This is a genomic window from Hymenobacter siberiensis (assembly GCF_018967865.2).
GTDB classification, from domain to species: Bacteria; Bacteroidota; Bacteroidia; order Cytophagales; family Hymenobacteraceae; genus Hymenobacter; species Hymenobacter siberiensis.
The window spans coordinates 1,620,868-1,642,589 of the sequence record NZ_JAHLZY020000001.1 but is presented as its reverse complement, the minus strand read 5'-3'; the positions used below and the strand labels follow the sequence as shown (position 1 = coordinate 1,642,589).

Sequence of the window (21,722 nt, the reverse complement as noted above, 5' to 3'; positions counted from 1 at the left end):
TATCCCCTCCTTGGTAAGGAGGGGAGTTTTCCGTTCTTTGCCCCATATAACGTCTTCTTTGCTAAATGGCTTTCCTCACCTCCAATACCCCGCTCGACGTAGTGAAGCACCTCGTGCTCATCGCCGGGGCGGGCCTGCTGCTCGTGCTGGGCTTTTTCTACGTGTATTTACCCATGAGCACGCACCACGGCGAAACCATCACAGTGCCCAAGGTGACGGGCATGAATGTGGCCGACCTCGAAGCCTACCTCGATGAGCGCAACCTGAACTACTTCGTGGACGACTCCAGCTACAGTCCCAACATCCGCCCCTTCACCGTGCTGGTGCAGGACCCCGCCCCCGGCGAAAAGGTGAAGGAAGGCCGCAAAATCTACCTGCAGGTGAGCATGAAAAACCCGCCGGTGATTAAGATGCCCAAACTTACCGATGGCTCCTCGAAAAACGCCATGCTCATTCTCAAAAGCTATGACCTCGTGGTGGGCCAGATTCAGCTGGTGCCCGACCTGGCCTCCGGCGCGGTGCTGAAGCAGCTGGTGAACGGCAAGGAGATAGCGGCCGGCGCGCCCATCGCCAAGGGTACCAAAGTGGACCTCGTGGTGGGCGACGGCCAGGGCAACCAGACCTTCGCCGTGCCCAACCTCATCAACATGCCTGAGGATGAGGCCATTACGCTCCTAGTGGGCCAGGGCCTGCAAAAAGGCGAAGTGTTTGAGCAGCCCGCCGCCGATGGCCAGACGCCCGGCACGGTGGTGCGCCAGCGCCCCGCCGCCGTCCCCGATGCCACCATCCGCATGGGCCAGCTGGTGGATATCTGGGTGGCGAAATAAGCCGTTAATTTTCAACGCAAAGCGGTGCTTTGCGTCGCCGCGCCGGAAAACCTTTTTCACTGGCGTAGCGGCGTGGGGCACCGCTTCGTCGTAATGCACTTTTCCGGGCGCTTTGGTCGTTAGGCCCTCAATCTCCTGCTAACTTATGATGACACGATTCCTCCCATGGTCGCGCTTGCTGCTGCCGGCGCTGCTGTTGAGCACCGGCGCGGCCTCGGCCCAGCTCTCGCCTTCCGAGCCCCTGTCGGCCGACCCGGGCCGGGCAGCTTACGCGCCCAGCGCCGCCATCCGCACCCAGCTGCGTGGCACCACGGCCCTGGCACTGCCCTTTTTCGATGACTTCACCACGCCGCTGAACGGTGCGCCCAACCCGCAGAGGTGGATGCCCATCGGCGGCGCTTTCGTGAGCAACCGCCTGGCCATTCAGCCCCTCACCCGGGGGGCCGCCACCCTCGACGGCCTGCGTGCCAACGGCCAGAACTACAGCGGCCAGGTAAACATTGTGTACGGCCCCATCGACTCGCTGGTATCACAGCCCATCAACCTGGGTGGCCTCACGGCCAACGACAAGGTGGCGCTCAGCTTTGCCTGGCAGGCCGGCAGCATCGTGAGCATCCCGGGGGCCAACGGCAGCACCACCCCCGTGCGCCTGGAGCTGTTTGTGAAAACCGATGCCAATGCCTGGGAGCAGGTGTGGGCCTACAACGGCCAGCGTGTGCGCACCGGCTTTCGGCAGCAGGTAGTACTGCTGGAGCAAGCCAAATACCTGCACGGCAATTTCCAGTTTATGTTCATTGCCACCGGCAACAGCTCCGAAAACCGCGACAACTGGAGCGTGGACTACATTCTGCTGAACCGGGGCCGCACCGCCGGCCTGGCCGATACCACGTTTCTGGATTCGGGGGCCGGCGGCGGGCTCACCGGCGGCAATCCCTCGGGCGGCATGCGCAGCCCCCTGCGCCGGTTCACCTCCATGCCGGTCTGGCAGTTCAACACGGCCTCGCCGACCGGCAGCGAGCTGGCCGCCAACCTGGGCGTGAACTACAGCAACCTGCGCAGCGGCCTGCTCCCACTGAACGTGAACGTGCTGGGCACCGTGCAGCAGCTGCCCGCCGGTCCGGTGCTGGGTACCTGGCTGCAGCGCAGCCTGCCGCTGGGCACGCTGCCCCGCCTCACGCCCGTGACCGGCGCGGCCAGCGCCGTGGCCCTGCCCGCCACGCCCGATGCCAAGCGCCTGCGCTACACCATGGCGCTGAACTCGCAGGAGCAAAACCCGCTTACGCTGCCCAACGACACCATTTTCCGGGACGTAGAACTGGCCAATTACTACGCCTACGACGATGGTACGGCCGAAGGATTTACCAACCTCGACCCCTTCACAAGCGGCCAGCAGCTCGCCTTTGCCTACCGCTTCGATTTGAACCAGGCCGACTACGTGCGCGGCCTGCGCCTATACCCGGTATATCCCGGCTCCAGCGTGGCCGGCGGCAACCGGACGCTGGATTTCGATGCCCGCCCCGTCACCATCAGCGTGTGGGACAATGCGAACGGCCGACCCGCTACCACCGCCCGGGTTTCCAAAACGGCCACCATCCCGGCCGCCGCCAATATTCCGGCCGGCTGGCAGTATTATCAGATTGATTTTGACCAGCCCGTGCCAGTATCGGGCATTTTTTACGTGGGCTTTTCGCAGCCTTCTACCTCCGCCGGCCGCTTCCTGCCCTACGGCCTCGACTACAACAGCAGCTTCCCGGCCCAACACCTGTTGCGCCGCGACAACACCGGCGTGTGGGACACCACCAACTTCGCATCCGGCCGGGGCGCGCTCATGATGCGCCCCGTGATGACCAATAACGTGGCCACCGCCACTGCCGCCAGCCGCGCCGCCGCCGCCTACAGCATCTACCCCAACCCTGCCCCTGCCGGGCACGGCCACGGCACCGTGAGCATTGCCGGGCCGGGTTTTGTGCGAGCGGTATTGGTCGATGCTCTGGGCCGCGTGGTGTGGGAGCAGCCCACTGCCCAGGCCGGCAACCCCACTCTGGCCCTGCCCACGCTGCCCGCCGGCCTCTACACCGTGCGCCTGACCCTGGCCGACGGCCGCACCATCGGGCAAAAGCTGATGTTGGAATAGCGTTTGCCCTCTGTAGCAATCGAAGCTACTTAGAAAGTAGTATCGTTCCGGTCAGACTGCCCTAGGCGGTCTGACCGGTTGAAGTACCCCCGATTTCGTCCGCACGACAACCGGCCGGACCGCCTAGAGCGGTCAGACCGGCGCAACGACTTCCTAAACAGCCTCATTAGCAAAAAAGCCGTCCGGATAACTCCGGACGGCTTTTTTATTGGGGCACGAAGCCTGAATTTGCTGATTACTTAGCTGGCATCAACACGGTATCGATTACGTGCGTTACGCCGTTGCTCGACATCACGTTCGGGATGGTGACCGTGGCCATGCCGCCTTTGGCGTCTTTCAGCATCACGCTGCTGCCGGATATCATCACCGTCAGCTGCTCGCCTTCCACGGTGGTCAGCACCTGACCATTCTTGAGGTCGGCGGCCGTGAGGCGGCCGGGTACTACGTGGTAGGTGAGAATTTTGGTGAGGGTGGGCTTCATTTCGGGCGTCAACAGCGAGTTTACGGTGCCAGCGGGAAGCTTATCAAAAGCCGCGTTGGTGGGGGCAAATACGGTGAAGGGACCAGCGCTTTTCAGCGTTTCAACCAAGCCGGCGGCTTTCACGGCGGCTACCAGCGTGGTGTGGTCGGCGCTGCCAGCGGCATTGTCCACGATATCCTTATCGGGGGTCATCATGGCACCGCCCACCATCACACCGTTGCTCATTGAGTTGTCTGCCATGCCCATCTTTTTGCGGTCGGCAGCGGAGCGGGGCTTGGTTTTGGCTTTCATTTTGTCGCCGGCAGCCGATTTGCCTTTGACTTTCATTTTGCCATCGTCGGCCATTTTGGTCTTGGTCATCATGCCGTCGACGGTGGTTTTTGTTTTCTCGTCGTCGCTCTTGGTCTTCATATCCTGCGCGAAGGAGGTGGCCGAGCAGGCTACGGTGAGGGCGAGGGCGGTGAAGATGTTTTTCGTGTTCATGGTATTGGGAGTTGGAGTGAGAGTCACTGATAATGTTCAGCCTATACGGCGGCACGGTAGTATTAGGTTTAGCGCATGTGCCCACAGCGGTGTTAAATCTTGTTTATAACATAAAATATTTATATATTTTTTATTTATTCATGCAACAGTTATTACATCGGTAGTTCAAATATGTCAAGCTGCTGCATATCGATGCAGCAGGGCACGAAGCAGGAAAGCTCCTTTGCAGCCTGCAAAGGAGCTTTCCTGTGGCCACAGCAGAAACAAGCAGCGCCCACGCAACCATTTCGAATAAATACCTAGCGCGGGGTGGTGCGACGACCGAAATCGTCGTCGCACCACCCCGCGCTACATCCTTGCTTCATATCAAACAAGCAGACCTCCACCCCAACAGCTGGCCCTTAAAACTCCACGATGAACCCAATTGTGGGCACTACCAGCGCGTCACTTGCCGGCAATAAAACCGGTACGGCGTTGCCGCCATCCTGGCGCAGGGGCTGGCCGTCGATGGTGGTGTAGCCGGAGTTGTCGGGCTGGCGCTCGAAGGTGTAGGTGGGCACCGATACGGGCTTGGTCAGCAGCGCATTCTGCACATCGATGTAAAAATCGAAGCTCAGGCGGCGCAGGCTCACTTTCTTGTCGAGGCGCAGGTCGAGCTGCTGGAAGCCCCCGAGCCGGCGGGTATTAAGCTGGCTATAGTCCAGAATGCCCTGGCCCACGGCCTGGTAGCTGGCACGGCTGGCGGCTTCGTCGTAGGGCGTGTAGGGCGCGCCGCCGCCCACGCGGTACTTGGCCCCTATTTCCCAGCCCCGGCCCAGCTTGTAGCCCAGCAGCGCCGAGCCCAGAAAGCGCGTATCCCAGGCCGTGGGCCGGTACACCCCATCGCGCCCCGAAAACTCGGAGCGGAAGGCCGTGAGCGACACAATGGCGAAGAGCTTGCCGCTGAGTTTCTGCTGGAAAAAGGCCTCGGCCCCGTATGCGCGCCCGTCGCCGGTGCTGGTGATGGCCTCGTTGCCAATGGCGTTAAAATCGCCGCCCAGGTTGGCCAGGCTGATGCCGTCGCGCGCGCTCACCGGGTAGTAGGCGTACTTTTTATAGAAGCCTTCCAGCGTGACGCGGGTGCCCTGGGTGGGCAGCCACTCCAGCCCCGCCACGGCGTGGTCGGACCGGATGTAGCGGCTGCCCTCGTTCACGAGCCGGCCCGCCGGGTCGCGGTAGCCCAGAATGGTGCTAGGCGGAATCTTGTAGTAGCGGCCCAGGCTGGCGTTCAGGTTCAGGGTGGGCAGCAGGGCGTAGCTCAGCGACACGCGGGGCGAGAGCGTCCGGTCGAGCCGGTAGCCTTGCAGCAGGGCATTGGTACCATCGGCCCGCACGCCGGCCGATACCGTGAGGCGGCCTTCAGGCCCGTAGGTGCGGGTGGCCTGGGCAAACAGGCCGTAGCGCACAAAGTCGAGGCTGGTGGTGAAGTTCACCGTCACGGCCGGGCTCACGAGCGCGCCGCTGGCATCGCGCACTTCGGCTCGGATGCGGTTGCGCAGGTTATTATCATAATGCACCAGCTGGCCCACCACGCCGTAGCTGTACTGCCAGCGGCCCACGCGCTTGTTCACGTCGGCGCGCAGCTTGTTTTCAGTTTCGCCGCTGCGGGCAAATAGCTTACGGTAGGCTTCCTGACCGATGTAGCCGTACTGAAACTGGTCGGCGGCGCTGTGCTGCTGGGTGCGGCTCAGGGCCAGGTTCAGGTAGCCGTTGTCCACCAAGTGGCGCAGGTTCAGGCCCACGGTGTAGTTCCACTGGTCGATGGTGGGGTTGTTGCGCAGGATGAACTCCTTGCTGGGCGAGCTCTTTTTGGGCGGCACAATTTCGAAGTGGTCGATGGCCCCCAACCCCAGCGTGGTGAGCGTGGTTTTGGGCGAAATCTTCGTCGTGGTCTTGAACTGAAAATCGTAGAAATCGGGCCGGATGGGCAAGTCAATCAGCTTAAACAGCACCTGCAAATAGCTGCGCCGGGCCGACGCCAGAAAGGTCGTGTTCTTGGTGAGTGGCCCTTCGAGCGTAGCCGCCACCTCGGTGCCCGAGGTACGCAGGTTGCCCTGCAGCCGTTCGGAGTTGCCGTCGCGCTGCCGGAACTGCAGCACCGAGCTCAGCGCATTGTCATACCGCGCCTGAAAGGCCGAGGAGCTCAGCGTCACGTCCTCAATAAAGCTGACGTTGAGGATGCCAGCCGGCCCGCCCGCGCTGCCCTGCGTGGGGAAGTGGTTGATAATGGGCACCTCAATGCCGTCGAGGTAGTACACGTTTTCGTTGGGCGCGCCGCCCCGGATGATGATGTCGTTGCGGAAGCCCGCCGTGCCGCCCGTGCCGCCGCCGCCCACGCCGGGCAGGCTCTGTATTACCCGTGAAATATCGAAGTTGCCGCCCGGGTTGCTCTTGATTTCCTCGGTAGTGAGGCGCTGTACGCTCAGCGGCGTTTCGGCTGTGGCCACCCGAATGGCGCGGTTGGCCGTCACGGTTACCTCGCCCAGCGCCTGCGGGCCTTTGTTGATTTCCAGGTTGAGGGTGTTCACATTGCCGCTGCTCACGGCCACGTCGGCGCGCAGCAGGGCATCGTAGCCCACGAAGCTGGCGCGCAGGTTGTAGGCGCCCGCCGGCACGCCCGTGAGGCGGTAGCGGCCTTCCGCATCGGTCGCGGTGCCGAAGGTGGTGCCTTCCAGCGTTACACTCACGCCAGGCAGGGCTTCCTGGGTGGCCCGGTCGCGCACGGTGCCGGCCACGGTGCCCGGATTCTGGGCGCGGCCAGCGAAGGAAAGCAGCAGAAAAAGCAGTAGGGTAATTGTTCTCATGCTGAACCAAGAGTCGGGAAAGGAAAATGTTTGCCGATTGCCACGCAAAGTATACGAAGAGCCGTCAGCCCGCGCAACTACCTGCCCGCATGGCTTCTTAGGGAACATTTCGAGTTAATGCGCGAAATACAACGTCGCGAATTGTCACGTCGTTACACCCTGTACATAAACTTGAATTCAGGCCAACCATATCATAGAACAGTAACTCTGGGCCTATGCTGAACAGCGCTTCGACAAGCCATTTCAGTGGGCAAAACTCCTACCCGGGTCCTGTACCGTACCCCGGAAAATAAAAAACCCCGTTTCCAGCTTGGAAACGGGGTTTAAAGTGGCCGCGTTAGGAATCGAACCTAAATCAAGAGCTTCGGAAACTCTCATACTATCCGTTGTACGACGCGGCCGGATTAGGCTGCAAAAGTAGCCATAAAAGCGAGGGCGACCAAATTTCAACGCCAAATTCCTTGGCAATTCTACTCGAATGCCATAACCCAGGCGGGCCAAAACCAGTTAAGCCAACAACCCTTATCGCATCAGAAATTTCCACTTTCACGCTTCATTCATGAAAAAGAACCTGTATACGGCCGATGCTTCGGCCGTTGGTGGCCGCAGCGGCCACGTCCGTTCCTCCACCGGCATCATCGACCTCGACATGTCGGTCCCCGAGGGCCTGGGCGGCAAAAGAAACGCCACCAACCCCGAAGAGCTGTTTGCCGCCGGCTACGCCTCGTGCTTCCAGCAGGCCCTGCTCGTCATCGCCCAAAAGGCCGGTGACCGGCTCGACCCCGAAACCACCGTGCAGTGCTCGGTTACCCTGTTTCAGGAGGGCGAAGGCTACGGCCTGAGCGCCGTGCTCGACGTTGACCTCAAATCCTTCGACCAGGAAAAAACGCTGGACATGGTGCGCCATGCCCACCAGATTTGCCCATACTCGGTGGGCACCCGTGGCAACATGGAAGTGGAGCTACGCGTGAAAGGCGAGGCCGTGCCTGCCCTCACCGAAAAGAAATAGCCCGTGCGCTCCGGTGCCACGAAAAGAACAAAGAAAAGGCCCGCCTGATGATTCAGGCGGGCCTTTTCGGCAATTAATGGTCGGTTACCCTTAGGCGTTGGCCAGCACTTCTTTCACGCGGGCGGCAGCATCCTTCAGCAACACGGCCGAGGCTACTTTCAGGCCGCTCTCGTCGATGATGCGGGCGCCTTCCTCGGCGTTGGTGCCTTGCAGGCGCACGATGATGGGCACGCGGATGTCGCCGATGGCTTTGTAGGCCTCAACTACCCCATTAGCCACCCGGTCGCAACGTACGATGCCGCCGAAGATGTTAATCAGGATGGCCTTCACGTTCGGGTCCTTCAGGATGATGCGGAAACCCGCCTCCACCGTCTGGGCGTTGGCTCCACCCCCTACGTCGAGGAAGTTGGCGGGCTCGCCACCCGAAAGCTTGATGATGTCCATGGTGGCCATGGCCAGGCCGGCGCCGTTCACCATGCAGCCCACGTTGCCGTCGAGCTTCACGTAGTTCAGGTTGTTCTGGCTGGCTTCCACTTCCAGGGGGTCTTCCTCGTTGAAGTCGCGCAGAGCCACGAAATCCTTGTGGCGGTACAGGGCGTTTTCGTCCAGCGTCACCTTGGCGTCAACGGCCAGGATTTTGTTGTCCGACGTTTTCAGCACCGGGTTGATTTCGAACATGCTGGAATCGGTTTCGTCGTAGGCCTTGTACAAAGCGGTTACGAACTTCACCATTTCCTTTTGGGCCTCACCTTCCAAACCGAGGTTAAAGGCTATTTTGCGGGCCTGGAAGCCTTGCAGGCCTACCGAAGGGTCCACGTGCTCGCGGTGGATTTTCTCGGGGTGCGACTCAGCTACCTCCTCGATGTCCATGCCACCCTCGGTGGTGTAGATGATGACATTTTTGCCCAGCTCACGGTCCAGCAGCACGCTCATATAGTACTCCTTGGGCTCCGAAGCGCCGGGGTAATACACGTCCTGAGCAACCAGGATTTTATGCACCTTGCGGCCCTCGGGACCGGTTTGCTTGGTGATGAGCTGCATGCCGAGAATGTTGCCGGCAATCTCTTTCACCTGCTCCAGGTTTTTAGCGAGTTTCACTCCGCCCCCTTTACCCCGGCCACCGGCGTGGATTTGCGCCTTCAGCACGTACCAGCTGGTGCCGGTGTCGGCGGTCAGCTTCTCGGCGGCGGCTACGGCCTCCTCGGGGGTATCGGCGGTGATGCCTTCCTGCACGCGGACGCCGTATTTTTTCAGGATTTCTTTGCCCTGATATTCGTGAATGTTCATAAAAACGGGTAAGGGGTGGTTTTAGCTACGCTACCTCGCGGTTGTTGGGGCGAAAGTACGAAGCAGGTAGGCAGTAGCCCAAGCTTTAGCTTGTGACAAGCGGTTTGTACCATAAGCTTTAGTTTGTGACGAACGCAGCGAGTGTACCCGTTGAACGGTGCGGATTCCGGAACTCGCTGCGCTTGTCACAAGCTAAAGCTTATGGTACAAGCTTGGGTGCTACTGACCATACCAGCGAGCCAGCACAGCTTCGGCGGGCTTGTGCTGGGGCGTAAAGTCGGCGTGGCGGCGGGCCGGGCCATCGGCCTCCAGCCCGGGGTACCACTTCCAGATAAACATGCCCTTGAGCCACGGCAGGCCCCAGCAGGCCCGGAACAGCGACTCGTAGCAACGGGCCTGGGTGGCCTCGTCGGGCGTTTGCAGGGCGGCCGTGCGCTCGGGCCACTCCCAAGGGCGGGCGGCGGCATCGGGCGTGGTTTTATAGCCCACTTCGGTAAATACCACGGTTTTTTTGATTTTTTTCTGCCACCGGACCAGCTTTTGCAGGTGGGGCTGCCAGCCGCGCAGCAGCGTATCGAGTGATGGGCTGGCAGACGAGCACAGGGGGAAATAGGCCTGAATGCCCACGTAGTCGAGCGCGTCCCAGAACCGGATTTGCTCGTACTCGCCGCTCCAGTTGGCGGCGTAGGTAAGCGGGCCGTGGTACACCTGCCGAATCTGCCTGATGAGACTGCGCCAGGCTTTTTCGTGGGCCGGCTCGGTGGCGTGCTGCAATTCGGTACCAATGCACAGGCCGTCGAGGTGCGCGGCCTCGGCCAGCGCGGCGTAGTGCAGAATAAAGGTGGTGTAGCTGGCAAACCACGCATCCCAGGCCGCCGGGCTGGTCATGTTAATATCGCCGGGCCAGGCGCTGCGGCCCCGCACCCACAAGTGCGGCTTCAGCAGCGTGCGGATACCGCGCGGCCGGGCCAGCCGGGCCGTGTATTCGATGCCGGCGTCGCTTTCGCCCCACAGGCCGAAGCGGCCGCCGGGCCGGGCGGTGTGCAGCTGCACGGCGGGCTCGGCGGCCCCGGCCTGCCAGCCGAAGGGCGTTTGGGCAATCCAGCTGATGTGGTCGCGCCGCAGCGGGGCCCACTCGGCAATGGTTACGGAGTCGCCGCCCACCCAGCTCACGCCGCGCAGCCGCAGGCTGTCCGACACCACCGCGCCCCGGCCGCGCGGCGCAAACGCCGCCCCGAAAGCCGATGGGGCCGTGGCCAGCGTCTGGGCCTGCCGGGCGGTTTCGGCGGGGAGGACGGCGCGGCGCGGCCAGCGCCACAGGGCCAGCAGCGGCACCAAGGCCAGCAAAGCCAACGGCCACCAGCGGCGTATCGAAAAAAAAGAGCGCGGCATGAAAAGAAAGTGGGGCAATGCGAAGAATCGGTTTGTGCTTAATCGGCGGGCTGCGTGTTAAGGCGCGGCAGGGCACCGCCCGGATTGTGCGTAGCTTTGCCACTACCGCTTCATTCACGTCTATCGCTGCCCGCCGTTGCTGCAAGCTATCAACATTCACAAGAGCTACAATTCCCTGAACGTACTCAAGGGCATTGATTTAACGATTGAAAAGTCGGAAATCGTGAGCATTGTTGGTTCCTCCGGGGCCGGCAAGAGCACGCTGCTCCACATTCTGGGCACGCTGGACACGCCGGACTCGGGCGATATCCTGTTCGATGGCGAATCGGTAAGCTCGCTGGGGCGCAACGATTTGGCCCGGTTCCGCAACCGGCACATCGGCTTCATCTTCCAGTTTCACAACCTGCTGCCCGAGTTCACGGCCCTCGAAAACGTGTGCCTGCCCGCCTACCTGGCCGGCCGCTCCGAAAAAGAAGTGCGCGTACGGGCCCGCGAATTGCTCGGCATGCTGAACATGGAATTTCGGGCCAACCACAAGCCCAGCGAGATGAGCGGCGGCGAGCAGCAGCGCGTGTCGGTGGCCCGCGCCCTCATCAACTCGCCCGAAATCATCTTCGCCGACGAGCCCAGCGGCAACCTCGATACCAAAAATGCCCAGGAGCTGCACCAGATTTTCTTCCTGCTCCGCAAAGAGCTGGGCCAGACCTTCGTCATCGTGACGCACAACGAGCAGCTGGCCGACATGGCCGACCGTAAGATTGTGATGCGCGACGGCCATATTCTGGAAGGCGGATAGGTTCATTTCTCGTCCTGTACATCGGTTCCCGCAGAGGTCCGCAGAAGTGTTTCGGCACGGCTCTGCGGACCTCTGCCTTTTTACACGGCACCCGCTGCAGGAACCGCTGCCTGGCGCCGCCGAAACGATGCCCGCCGGGCTATGCTTACTAAACGGAGGAGCTTAGTAAGAGCCGCCACCGACCATTCCCAACCTGCTTAGTTCTTAATAATTTTCTTATTGCTGATAAATTACTGAATAACAGCAATAAAATTTACCAATATTTTTGGCAATTCTGGCACGTTTGTTTCTAATTCTGGGTTATTAACCCGAACATCAGTTGGACACATTACTAAAGAACAAAGCCATGAACGAGGCCCCGAAAACCACCAAGGAAGTTACCAAAAACGTTAAAGTCGAGAGCTACGACATTGCCCGCTCCGACGAAACGCTGGATTTGGCGAAGGACCTCGCTAAGTTCATTAAGGATAACAAGCTTACGACCAACGTGCAAGGCAAGGAGTTTGTGAACGTGGAGGGCTGGCAGTACGCCGGTTCGCGCCTGGGCATCGTGCCCATCGTGGAGCACGTCATCAACGTGAGCAGCCCCGAGGAAATGAAGTACCAGGCCAAAGTGACGCTCTTTGACCTGCGCCACGGCACCACGGTGGGTGCCGGCTTCGCGGTGTGCTCGAACAAGGAGAGCGGCAAGAAATTCTACCAGGAATTTGCCATCATGAGCATGGCCCAGACCCGCGCCATCGGCAAGGCCTACCGCAACTGCCTAGCTTGGATAATCCGCGCCGCCGGCTACGAGCCCACGCCCGCCGAGGAAATGGACTACAACACCAACACGGTGGCCGTAGCCGCTCCTGCGCCGGTAGCAGCCCAGCCCGTGCCCGCCATGCAGGTGCTGCCCGCCGAGGCTCCGGCCGCCACGGCTGATGCCCCCGCCGCCGCGCCGGTTCAGTACGCCACGGCTGCGCACAAGGAGGAAATCATCCGCCTGCTGAACCATCCGGTTATCACCCGCCCCGAGAAAACCAAGATGCTGCTCAACATCAACCGCCTCGATGAGGAGCGTGCGGTGCAGGCCATCGCTAAGCTGCGCAAGGCCATTGATGACCGTGAGAACGGGGAGAAAGTGGCGGCTTAGTCCTGTTACTTTTCCTGCTTCTACCAGCCCGGTACCGTGAGGTGCCGGGCTTTTTTGTGAGCATATTTTAAGGGGCGGTGAGGCAGGATTGTTTTAATCACCTTTTTGGCAAACTTCTATGGAAGACTTTGTTCAAAAAGGCTCACCCACATGCTTCGCGGTTCTGGTGCCTGCATGGTCGGGGTTTCGCCAGGCAGGAGCGGGCGCGAAAGGCTGGGCTGGCGCTGGTACTCTTGCAGCACGAAGGCATGGGTGAGGCCCGGCAGGGTGACTTCGACACTATACAGGTACGGGTCGTGCAGGTGGGTTACGACCAACTCTGGCAGGGTAGCTAGTTGGTGCTGCTGATAAAAGGCAAATAAGGATTGGGTAGGAAAAGGTTGGGAGCTCTGGTCCGCTCCACACCCGCGCAGCGTGCGCACTTGGCCTTGACCGGCATGTTGCCAGACGACGTAGGCCACCACGTGGTCAAAGCCACCCTGCTCGAAGTAGTGCCGCACCGTGAACAGGCTGTCGACATGCTGGCGCCGCAGGGTTCGGAGTTGCTGCTTTACTTCCGCCTCCAAGCAGCGTTCTTGCTGTAGGCCACCAGGCGGGCGATGCCACGTGGGCTGACCGAACACGGCGCACGGCAGCAAAATCGAGAGGAGTGCCAAAAGGAGCTTAGCCATGCGAAGGACAAAGTAGGTGACAGCAAACTAACGCTCCTTTTGCTAAAAGAAACACTGAAGTGCCTACTTGTATAAACAAGCCCTTTCAAAGACAGGAAAGCGGGTGCGTTAAGTTTAAGAAACTTCGCTCACTTTCGTCGTTCACGAAATGCCGTTTTGGGACGAGTTTTGCGAACTCCTACCGAAAGCGTTTTTCGGCCAATTGCTGTCTTGGTGCACAACACAAAGCCAAGCAAAAGCCCATCGGTTAGTAAAACCTGGCCGTAACTTCGCACCATGTCCTCCGCTCCTACCGAAACCTCGCCCCTGGCGCTGCTGCGCGAGCATTGGGGGCACACAGCTTTCCGGCCGGGGCAGGAAGAAATCATCAATTCGGTTTTGAATGGGCACGATACGCTGGCGCTGCTGCCCACCGGCGGCGGCAAGAGCATCTGCTTTCAGGTGCCGGCGCTGGCGCGGCCGGGCATCTGCATCGTGGTGTCGCCGCTGATTGCCCTGATGAAGGACCAGGTGGACAACCTGCGCAAGCGTGGGCTGAAAGCGGAAGCCATCTATGCGGGCATGAGCCACCAGGAAATCGACCACGCGCTGGACAACTGCGTGTATGGCCGCAGCGTGAAGTTCCTGTACGTAAGCCCCGAGCGGCTGCTCACGGAGCTATTTCAGGTGCGGGTGGCGAAAATGAACGTGGGGCTGCTGGCCGTGGACGAGGCGCACTGCCTATCGCAGTGGGGCTACGATTTCCGGCCGCCCTACCTGCGCATTGCCGAGCTGCGCGAGAAGCTGCCGCCGGGCACGCCGGTTATCGCCCTCACGGCCACGGCCACGGCGCAGGTGCAGGCCGACATCGTGGAGAAGCTGAAATTTGGGCCGGGCTCGGGCGTGTTTCGGCAGAGCTTTGCCCGGCCCAAGCTCTCGTACTCGGTGCTGCAAACGGAGGACAAGCTGCGCCGGCTGCTGGAAGTGGTGCGCGGCGTGGGGCCGAACAAAACGGCCATTGTTTATGCCCGCACCCGGCGGCAGACGGAGGACACGGCCGCGTTTCTGCAGCAGCACCGGTTTGCGGCGGCGGCCTACCACGCGGGCCTGCCATCAGATAAGCGCACCCAAGTGCAGCAGGACTGGATTGCCGATAAAGTGCGCCTCATCGTGGCCACCAACGCCTTCGGCATGGGCATCGACAAGCCCGACGTGCGCCTCGTGGCCCACCTCGACGCGCCCGATACCCTGGAGGCTTACTACCAGGAGGCCGGCCGCGCCGGGCGCGACGGCCAATATGCCTTTGCCGTGCTGCTGGCCGGGCCCAACGATGCCGATGAGCTGCGCCGCCGCACCAGCCAGTCGTTTCCGCCCCTGGATACGGTGCGGCGCGTGTACCAGGCGCTGGCCAACTACTCGCGCACGGCGGTGGGTGGCGGCGAGCTGGCCGCGTTCGAGTTCGACCTGCAGCAGTTTGCCGAAACCTACCGCATCAAGGCCGTGGACGCGCACAATTCGCTGAAGATTTTGCAGCGCGAAGGCTTTGTGCAGCTGAACGAGGCCGTGAACCAGCCGGCACGGGTGCACCTGATAATGAGCCATCAGGATTTGTACACGTTCCAGGTGGCCAATGCGCAGCACGACTTGCTGATAAAGGCCCTGCTGCGGCTGCACGGCGGCGAGCTGTTTGCCGATTTTCAGACCATTTCGGAAAATTCGCTGGCCACGCACCTGCGACGCAGCGTGGTGGAAGTGCGCCAGCAGCTGCGCTACCTGCACACGGCGGGCATATTGCACTACCAGCCCAAACAGGAGGCCCCGCAGGCGATGTTCACCACGCCGCGCTTCGATGCGGCCAAGCTGCCCATCGACCAGGTGCGGATGACGGCCGCCCGCGACCTGGCCCGCGCCAAAACCCACGCCGTGGGCCAGTACCTTAACGGCACCCGCTGCCGCCAGATTCTGCTGCTCACCTATTTCGACGAGGCCGACCCGGCCCGCTGCGGAGTCTGCGACATTTGCCTGGCTGAGAAAAAAGCGGCACAGGCCGCCGTCCAGGCTCCGTCGCTGCGCGAGCCGCTGCTGGCGCACTTACGGGCTGGGGCGCTGTCGCCGCGCGAGCTGCTGGCCGCGTTTCCGCCGAAGGATGCGGCGGCTATTACCGCAGCCGTGCGGGAAATGGTGGACCGCGGCGAGCTGGCGTATGCGGCCGACGGGCGTCTGGTGGCGGCATAGCTGCTTGTAGCACACGCTTTAGCTTGTGCGACGGTGGCGCGAAACTGCCTGACGCCGCACAAGCTAAAGCATGTGCTACAAGGGAGGCGCTTACTTGCTAACCAGCCGAATACTCGGTGAACCCGCCCAGCAGATTCCGCACGTTGCTGAAGCCCTGCTGGGTGAGGTAGGCTTTGGCCTGCGAGGAACGGCTGCCGCTCTTGCAGTGCACAATTACTTCCTCGTCCTTCCAGGCGTCGAGGTCGTCGAGCTTCTCGGGCAGGGAGCCGAGGGGGATGTTCTGGGCCGTGGGAATGCTCGCTTCTTCGTGCTCCCAGGGTTCGCGCACGTCGACGAGGTGCGGGGTTTCGCCGGCCTGCAGGCGCTGGCGGAGTTCGGTGGTGGTGATGTCGGCCATATATGTAGGGTATGAGGGTATGAGGGTATGAGGGGACGAAAATAGGGCGAAGTCTTCTTGGTTTCGTAATGCGCGGGCCCTCAGCCGCCCGGGCCGAATCCGTTACCTTTACTGCTTCCCTCTGCCCCCGCGCTTATCCCTCATCCCATTATCCCCTTCTCCCGTTTCATATGAAACACTTTTTCGCTTCGCTGCTGGTGGCGCTGGCCCTGGTACCCGCCGCGCTGCAGGCCCAGGTATTTCCGGCCGTACCGACTGCTCCGCCCACCAACTTGCAGGGCCAGGCCCTGCGCGACTGGCTACGTACCAACTGGTATGACGGCAAGCGTACGGTGCTCTCCTATGCCGGAGCCCGGGCCAAAATGTATAACTACGCCGACAACTACAACAACTCGGTAACCTGCGTGTACTCGGGCTACAACACCCCGAACCCGTTCAGCTTCACCAGCTCCAGCACCACATCGGCGGCCAACATCAACTGCGAGCACAGCATTCCGCAGTCGTGGTTCAGCTCGGCGGCCCGCATGGTGTCGGATATGCACCACCTCTACCCCACGTATATTCAGTGGAATTCGAACCGGGGCAACAACCCCTACGCCGACATTCCGGACGCCGCCACCACCCTCTGGATGCGCAACACCAGCAGCCAGAGCACCATCCCGACCACCAACATCGACGAGTACAGCGAGGACACCAACTCGCAGTTTGAGCCCCGCGAAGACCACAAAGGCAACGTGGCCCGCACGGCGTTCTACTTCTACACGATGCACGACACCCAGCCGGAGCTGATTGCCACCGGCCACCAGAGCATCACGGCACTGGCCCCGCTGGCCACCCTCTACGCCTGGCACCTGGCCGACCCGGTGGATGCCCACGAGATTGAGCGCAACCGCCGCGTGGCCGCCAGCCAGGGCAACTACAACCCCTACATCGAGCACCCCGAGCTGGTGGCCCAGGCCTACGGCCTGGCCCCTCCCGGCCCGGTATTCACGTTTGCCAGCGCTACGGGCAGCATCATCGAAGGCAATACCGGCACCAGCACCTACACGTTTACCGTGAACCTGGCCCCGGCCGCCGCCACGGCCACCACCGTGCAGGTGAGCTTCGATGCCATGAACTCGACCGCCACCAGCGGCTCGGATTTCACCTTCGCCTCGCCCGCTACCGTGACCTTCCCGGCCGGCAGCACCAGCCAGACCGTGACCCTGACCGTGAACGGCGACACCCAGCCCGAAGCCGATGAAACGGTAGTTCTCAACCTGACCAACGCCAGCACCGGCACCGGCCTGGGCGGCCCCAACGTGCACACGCTCACCATCCTCAACGACGACGGCACGCCTTCTACGGTGAGTTTCGCCTCGGCCACCGGCGCTATTATTGAGGGCAACACCGGCACCAGCACCTACACCGTGAATGTGGCCCTGACCGGCGCGGCCATCACCAGCGCCATCACCGTGCCGGTGAACGTGGACGTGGCCAACAGCACCGCCACTTCGCCGTCCGACTATACCCTGAACACGACCAGCGTGAGCTTCACCGTGGGCGGCCCCACCACCCGGGCCGTGACCGTGACCGTGAACGGCGACCTGACCTTCGAGCCCGACGAAACCGTGCGCCTGCGCCTGGGCACGCCCTCCACGGCCGGCGTGCTGCTGGGCCAGCCCACTGCCCACGTCCTCACCATCACCAACGACGACGCAGCCCCGGCCGGCGCGCCCTGCACCAAGCCCTACTTCACGCAGTACACCGAGTCGAACACGGGTAATACCAAGGTGCTGGAAATCTACAACCCCACCACTTCGCCCATGCCCCTGGCTGGCAAGCGCGTGGTGCTGTACGCCAACGGGGCCACTACCGCCACCACTACGCAGGCCCTGAGCGGTACCATTGCCCCCTATGACGTGTTCGTGATTGCTAACACCGGCGTGACCGATGCCGGCGTAGCCGCCCAAACCGACCTGCAAAGCGGCGTGGCTTTCTTCAACGGCGACGATGCCGTGGCCCTCTTTGATGGCACCGACACCCTCGATATTATTGGCGTGATTGGCCAGCGCCCCACCGAATGGACGGTGGCCGGCGGCGGCTCGACCCTGAACAATACCATGGTGCGCCTGCCCAACACCAACCAGGGCGGCCGCTGGAATGGCCCCTACGGAGCAGCCACCTGGACCGGCAATGGCGTGGATAACTACGCCGGCGTGGGCAGCTACACCAGCACCGCCTGCGGCCTGACCACCGCCACCCGCACCGCTGCCGGCCTGCGTACCGCCCTCGAAATATATCCCAACCCGGCCACTGCCACCGTGCAGGTGCGCCTGCCCGGCCAGGCGGCCGCCCGCTCCGCTACAGTAGAAGTGCTCGACCTGCTGGGCCGCGCCGTGCGCCAGCGCACCGCCCAGCTCAGCGCTACCGAGGCAGCTTTGGTAGACCTGCGCGGCCTGCCCGCCGGCCTATATGCCGTGCGCGTGCGCTGCGCCGGCGTGGAGTACACGGGCCGCGTAGTGGTGCAATAGCCCACTACTTCCCCGAACGCAAAAGCGCCCCCGACCAGCTGGTCGGGGGCGCTTTTGCGTTCGGACAGGGCCGGGGGCCGGGCTTATTCCAGCAGGTCGGCGTATTCGGCGTGGTGCTTCTGCACGAAGCCGGCCATAAATTTGCAGCTGGCTTTCACCTTGAGCTTTTCTTCGCGGGCGAAGGCCAGGGCGGCGCGGGCCAGGTCGTCGGCCAGGCCCTGGCCGCGCAGGGCCTCGTCTACAAAGGTGTGGGTGACGTCGATAACACCCTCGGCGGGGCGGGCGTAGGCCAGCTCGCCGGTGTGGCCGTCCTGGCTGAGGGTAAATTGCTGGTTTTTGGTGTCGTGCTGAATGGGCATCGGCTTGCGTAGTTGAAAGGATAAAAGCTGCGGGCTATACGCGAAAGCGAACGAGTACCGCCGGTTTGCGTACAAGAGCTTATTGAAGCGGGCCCGGCCCGTTTGCTTTTCAATTCTCTTCTGCATGGATACGCCCACTCCCCCCCTCTCTCACGACAACGACCCCCGTTCTATCGACCAGCAGGAACGCGACGCCGCTGCCCGACTCAATCCCAACGACCCGGCCGTGACGGCCACCAGCCCCGACTACGGCAGCTTCGGCCATGCCAGCGCCGCTACTGCCGCCGCCCCCGGCCGCAGCGGGGCCAATGACAATCCCGACGAGTTCAGCGAATTCTCGGACCGCGAGAAAGAAGCTCAAAACGCTCCCAACAATCCCGAGGACCAGCCCGGCCACATCATGCAGAACCAGGCGCCTGAGTTGGTGCATGAAGTGCAGGCCGAAGGCGGCGACAATACCGAGCTGCGCGAGGCCTGGGCCAAAGATGACCCCCGCTACGCCGGCGGCGGCACCCACAACACCCGCGAGGAATCGGCCGATACCGACTACCCCGCCAAAGACGAGTAGGCCGGCCCGGCCCTACGCTTCGTTTTCCATTCGATTTTTTATCCCCGACCATGCCCAATAACCCCAACGACACCTTCGACCAGGAACCCTCGGAAGACGGTGCCTCCACTCCCATGCTCGACGCGGCCACCCACGGCCAGGTGCTCGACAACAACAATGACTCCGGCCAGGAAAAAGCCGACGAGATGGATGATTCCCTCCGCACCTTCGAGCAGAACATGAACATGAGCGAGCAGACCGCCGGCGAAATTCCCGGTACCCTGCCCAAAGAGCTCATCAATCCCAGCGATACTGCCTTCACCCTGCCCGAAGAGCATAGCTAGAACGGCCGTTTATGCTAGCCCCAGCGGGGCCACATATCGGTAGCAATGAACCGTAATTATGGTTTTCGAAGCCCCAGCGGGGCGACACTTGTCCGACAAGTGTCGCCCCGCTGGGGCTTTGTCGGCTACTCCATTCGTGCGCCCCTACCACCGCCAGCCCACCTGTGTCCCGGCGTACCACGCCCGGCCCGGCGCAGGCTGGAAGTAGCGCCCACCGAAGGCGTTCAAATCATTGCCCAGGCTGTAATTGCGGTCGGTGACATTGTCAATACCGCCGTAAATATTCGTTTCCAAACGGCCGAAGCTGCGCCGCCAGCCGCCCCGCGCCCCAAATACCCAGTAGCCGGCGGCCTCCTCGGTATTGGCATCATTGAGCACGATGCGGGCCTGGTGGCTGAGGCTGGGGCTGAGGTAGAACCCGAGGCGCTCGCTGAAGTCCAGCCCTGCGCTCAGGGTGTGCGGCGTGGTGCCGGTGAGGCGGTTGCCGCCAAGGTCGGTAGTGCCGCTGGTGTAGCTGCCGAAGCGGAAATCGTTGTAGGCGTAGCTGGCCCAGGCGCGCAGGCCGCGCCCGGCAGTTTGCGCATTTTCGGGGCTTGAAACGGGGCCGGTTTCGCGCCACAGCCAGCCGCTCAGCGCGGCTTCGAGGCCGCGCTGATGGGTGCTGCCGATATTGCGGAAGACGACGATGCCCTGACTCGTGGTGCTGCTGACGATGGTTTGGCGCAGCTCCAGGTCAAAAATATTAACGTCGTAAGTCAACCTGTTGGCGAAGAAATTGCCCCGTGCGCCCACCTCGTAGCTGGTGCCGCGCTCGGCCTGCAAGTCGCCATTGATGCGGCCGTCGGAAGTCCGGATTTCGTCCAGCGTGGGCGGCGAGAAGCCGGTGCTCACGCTGGCATACACCGACAAATTGGGGCTGAACTCGCGCAGGAGCGCCACGCGGGGCGACACCACGGGCTGAAAATCGCGGCTGAGCTGATAATCGTTGGGCTGGGTGGCGGCGCTGCTCACCCGCGCGATGCGGTAGCGCAGGCGGTTGTAGCTGGCGGCCACGGTTAGCTGGAAATCGGCCGGCAGGCTGTAGTCGGCCTGGGCGAAGGCGAAGCCGGTGGTGGTCGCAATTTCGTCGTTGTAGCGCAGCGCGCCGGGCGTGCCGCCGTTGTTCTGGTAGCTGCGCCCGTCGGTGAAGCCGGCCTGGAACTCGCCGCCGCCCTGCAGCCGCAGTACCCGCCCGGCCAGCGCCGTGCGGTACCTCAGGGCCGTGCGCCCGCCCACGCCCACGCCGGTATCTCTTTCGTAATCAACTAAGTAAGGCGTCCGAATCACGGTGCCGCTGCCGTAGAGCGTGGTTTGCAGCTCCAGCTTATCGCTAAAGCGGTACTCGTGGGTGAGGCCCAGCAGGCCGGTGCGCGAGGCATAGAAGGCCTGTTGCGCCACGGTGCCGGGCGCGGTGGCCGTGCCCGGGCGCGCCTGCCGGGGGTCGGCCGCGTACTGGGCGCGGGTAAGGCCGCCGGGCAGCTGGTAGCTGATGTCGGTGTAGAGCAAGTGGGCGGCCAGCGTGGTTTTGGGGCCGGCCACGGTGCGGGTATCGAGGGCGAAAACGTCGCGCTGCAAGGCGCTTTGCTGGCGGTAACCGTCGAGGCTTTGGTGGGCGTACTGGGCGCGGATGCTGCTGGTGGCACTGCCCGTTTCGACCGTGATGGTGCTGCGGCGCAGGCCGTAGCTGCCCACCGTGGCCCCCACCGCTACCCGGCTAACGCCCGCCGCCACCGCCGGCGTGCCAAACAGCGCCACGCCGCCCGTGCCTGCGCCGTACACGCTGCCGGCCGGCCCTTTCAGCACTTCGAGCCGCCCGATAATGGCGGGGTCGAGCAGATTGAGCGGCGTGCTGCCACCGGCCTCGGTGAAGGGAATACCGTTGTAATACACTTTCACGTTGCGCACGCCGAACGGCGAGCGCAGCGAGCTCCCGCGAATACTGAGCCGGTAGCTGGCCGTGGCGCGTTCCTCCAGCCGCACGCCGGGCAGCGTGTTTACGGCCTGCGTGAGGGCCGTGGGGCTGAACTGCGCAATCACGCGGGCATCGATTATCCCGATGGCGGCGGCGGTGCGGCGCAGCGGCAGCCGCTGGCCGTAGCCGGTGACGGTAGCTTCGGGCAGGACCACGGCGCGGGTGGTATCGGGCCGGGTTTGGGCCCGGGTGGGCAGCCGGAGCAACCCCAAGGACAATAGCAACAGGTAACGAAGAGGCATAGACAGGTAAGGCAAACAGCACGACGCAGACCAGCGG

At 62.5% G+C, this 21,722-nt stretch carries 17 protein-coding genes and 1 tRNA gene; 9 read left to right on the top strand and 9 right to left on the bottom strand.

The genetic code is table 11. The features are described 5' to 3' along the window. The first annotated feature begins 65 nt into the window (after nt 1-65). Nucleotides 66-827, top strand: a complete 762-nt coding sequence (locus tag KQ659_RS07315) for a PASTA domain-containing protein (RefSeq protein ID WP_216689382.1) — start codon at nt 66-68, stop codon at nt 825-827. Between the two features lie 145 nt (nt 828-972). Beyond that, nucleotides 973-2,961 carry a T9SS type A sorting domain-containing protein gene (locus KQ659_RS07310; protein ID WP_216689383.1) on the top strand — a complete coding sequence of 663 codons (1,989 nt, stop codon included), beginning with the start codon at nt 973-975 and terminating at the stop codon, nt 2,959-2,961. 235 nt (nt 2,962-3,196) lie between these two features. On the opposite strand, the gene KQ659_RS07305 is transcribed toward KQ659_RS07310, so the two are convergent. The 3 genes from KQ659_RS07305 to KQ659_RS07295 all read right to left on the bottom strand — a co-directional run bounded on the left by KQ659_RS07305 (nt 3,197) and on the right by KQ659_RS07295 (nt 7,169). Beyond that, nucleotides 3,197-3,688: a fasciclin domain-containing protein gene (locus tag KQ659_RS07305; RefSeq protein WP_226915824.1), complete on the bottom strand. Its 492-nt coding sequence runs from the start codon at nt 3,686-3,688 to the stop codon at nt 3,197-3,199. A gap of 638 nt (nt 3,689-4,326) precedes the next feature. Continuing rightward, nucleotides 4,327-6,768, bottom strand: a complete 2,442-nt coding sequence (locus tag KQ659_RS07300) for a TonB-dependent receptor (protein ID WP_216689384.1) — start codon at nt 6,766-6,768, stop codon at nt 4,327-4,329. A 329-nt stretch (nt 6,769-7,097) separates the two neighbouring features. Continuing rightward, nucleotides 7,098-7,169: transfer RNA gene (locus KQ659_RS07295), tRNA-Arg, on the bottom strand. A 158-nt stretch (nt 7,170-7,327) separates the two neighbouring features. Between KQ659_RS07295 and KQ659_RS07290 the strand changes: the two genes are divergently transcribed. Next, nucleotides 7,328-7,777, top strand: a complete 450-nt coding sequence (locus KQ659_RS07290) for an organic hydroperoxide resistance protein (protein WP_216689385.1) — start codon at nt 7,328-7,330, stop codon at nt 7,775-7,777. 90 nt (nt 7,778-7,867) lie between these two features. On the opposite strand, the gene sucC is transcribed toward KQ659_RS07290, so the two are convergent. Next, the gene (gene sucC, locus KQ659_RS07285; RefSeq protein ID WP_216689386.1) at nt 7,868-9,064 is read right to left on the bottom strand and encodes an ADP-forming succinate--CoA ligase subunit beta; all 1,197 of its coding nucleotides are present in this window, start codon (nt 9,062-9,064) and stop codon (nt 7,868-7,870) included. 219 nt (nt 9,065-9,283) lie between these two features. Continuing rightward, nucleotides 9,284-10,456, bottom strand: coding sequence for a glycoside hydrolase family 113 (locus tag KQ659_RS07280; RefSeq protein ID WP_216689387.1), 1,173 nt, complete (start codon nt 10,454-10,456; stop codon nt 9,284-9,286). 136 nt (nt 10,457-10,592) lie between these two features. On the opposite strand from KQ659_RS07280, the gene KQ659_RS07275 reads away from it, so the two are divergent. Together KQ659_RS07275 and KQ659_RS07270 are read left to right on the top strand one after the other, a co-directional pair. After that, the gene (locus tag KQ659_RS07275) at nt 10,593-11,252 is read left to right on the top strand and encodes an ABC transporter ATP-binding protein (RefSeq protein WP_216689388.1); all 660 of its coding nucleotides are present in this window, start codon (nt 10,593-10,595) and stop codon (nt 11,250-11,252) included. A gap of 346 nt (nt 11,253-11,598) precedes the next feature. Continuing rightward, nucleotides 11,599-12,387, top strand: coding sequence for a hypothetical protein (locus KQ659_RS07270; protein WP_216690731.1), 789 nt, complete (start codon nt 11,599-11,601; stop codon nt 12,385-12,387). A gap of 116 nt (nt 12,388-12,503) precedes the next feature. Here KQ659_RS07270 and KQ659_RS07265 read toward each other — a convergent pair whose 3' ends face one another. Next, on the bottom strand, nt 12,504-13,058 hold the full coding sequence (locus tag KQ659_RS07265) for a hypothetical protein (protein WP_216689389.1): 555 nt from the start codon (nt 13,056-13,058) through the stop codon (nt 12,504-12,506). 276 nt (nt 13,059-13,334) lie between these two features. On the opposite strand from KQ659_RS07265, the gene KQ659_RS07260 reads away from it, so the two are divergent. Further along, complete coding sequence (locus tag KQ659_RS07260) at nt 13,335-15,272, top strand: RecQ family ATP-dependent DNA helicase (RefSeq protein WP_216689390.1); 1,938 nt, start codon at nt 13,335-13,337, stop codon at nt 15,270-15,272. A gap of 97 nt (nt 15,273-15,369) precedes the next feature. Here the strand turns inward: KQ659_RS07260 and KQ659_RS07255 are convergent, their stop codons facing one another. Then, nucleotides 15,370-15,669 (bottom strand): rhodanese-like domain-containing protein, encoded by a 300-nt coding sequence (locus KQ659_RS07255; protein WP_216689391.1) that lies wholly within the window; start codon nt 15,667-15,669, stop codon nt 15,370-15,372. Between the two features lie 170 nt (nt 15,670-15,839). Here KQ659_RS07255 and KQ659_RS07250 point away from each other — a divergent pair, with 170 nt between their 5' ends. Beyond that, nucleotides 15,840-18,182: an endonuclease gene (locus KQ659_RS07250; RefSeq protein ID WP_216689392.1), complete on the top strand. Its 2,343-nt coding sequence runs from the start codon at nt 15,840-15,842 to the stop codon at nt 18,180-18,182. An 83-nt stretch (nt 18,183-18,265) separates the two neighbouring features. On the opposite strand, the gene KQ659_RS07245 is transcribed toward KQ659_RS07250, so the two are convergent. Continuing rightward, on the bottom strand, nt 18,266-18,541 hold the full coding sequence (locus tag KQ659_RS07245) for a GNAT family N-acetyltransferase (protein ID WP_216689393.1): 276 nt from the start codon (nt 18,539-18,541) through the stop codon (nt 18,266-18,268). A 124-nt stretch (nt 18,542-18,665) separates the two neighbouring features. Here KQ659_RS07245 and KQ659_RS07240 point away from each other — a divergent pair, with 124 nt between their 5' ends. Further along, nucleotides 18,666-19,109 carry a hypothetical protein gene (locus tag KQ659_RS07240; RefSeq protein WP_216689394.1) on the top strand — a complete coding sequence of 148 codons (444 nt, stop codon included), beginning with the start codon at nt 18,666-18,668 and terminating at the stop codon, nt 19,107-19,109. A 50-nt stretch (nt 19,110-19,159) separates the two neighbouring features. Further along, on the top strand, nt 19,160-19,432 hold the full coding sequence (locus KQ659_RS07235) for a hypothetical protein (protein ID WP_216689395.1): 273 nt from the start codon (nt 19,160-19,162) through the stop codon (nt 19,430-19,432). Nucleotides 19,433-19,576: 144 nt separating this feature from the next. Here the strand turns inward: KQ659_RS07235 and KQ659_RS07230 are convergent, their stop codons facing one another. Next, entirely contained in the window at nt 19,577-21,685 is a 2,109-nt protein-coding gene (locus KQ659_RS07230) for a TonB-dependent receptor family protein (RefSeq protein WP_216689396.1), read from the bottom strand. Nucleotides 21,686-21,722 lie beyond the last annotated feature (37 nt).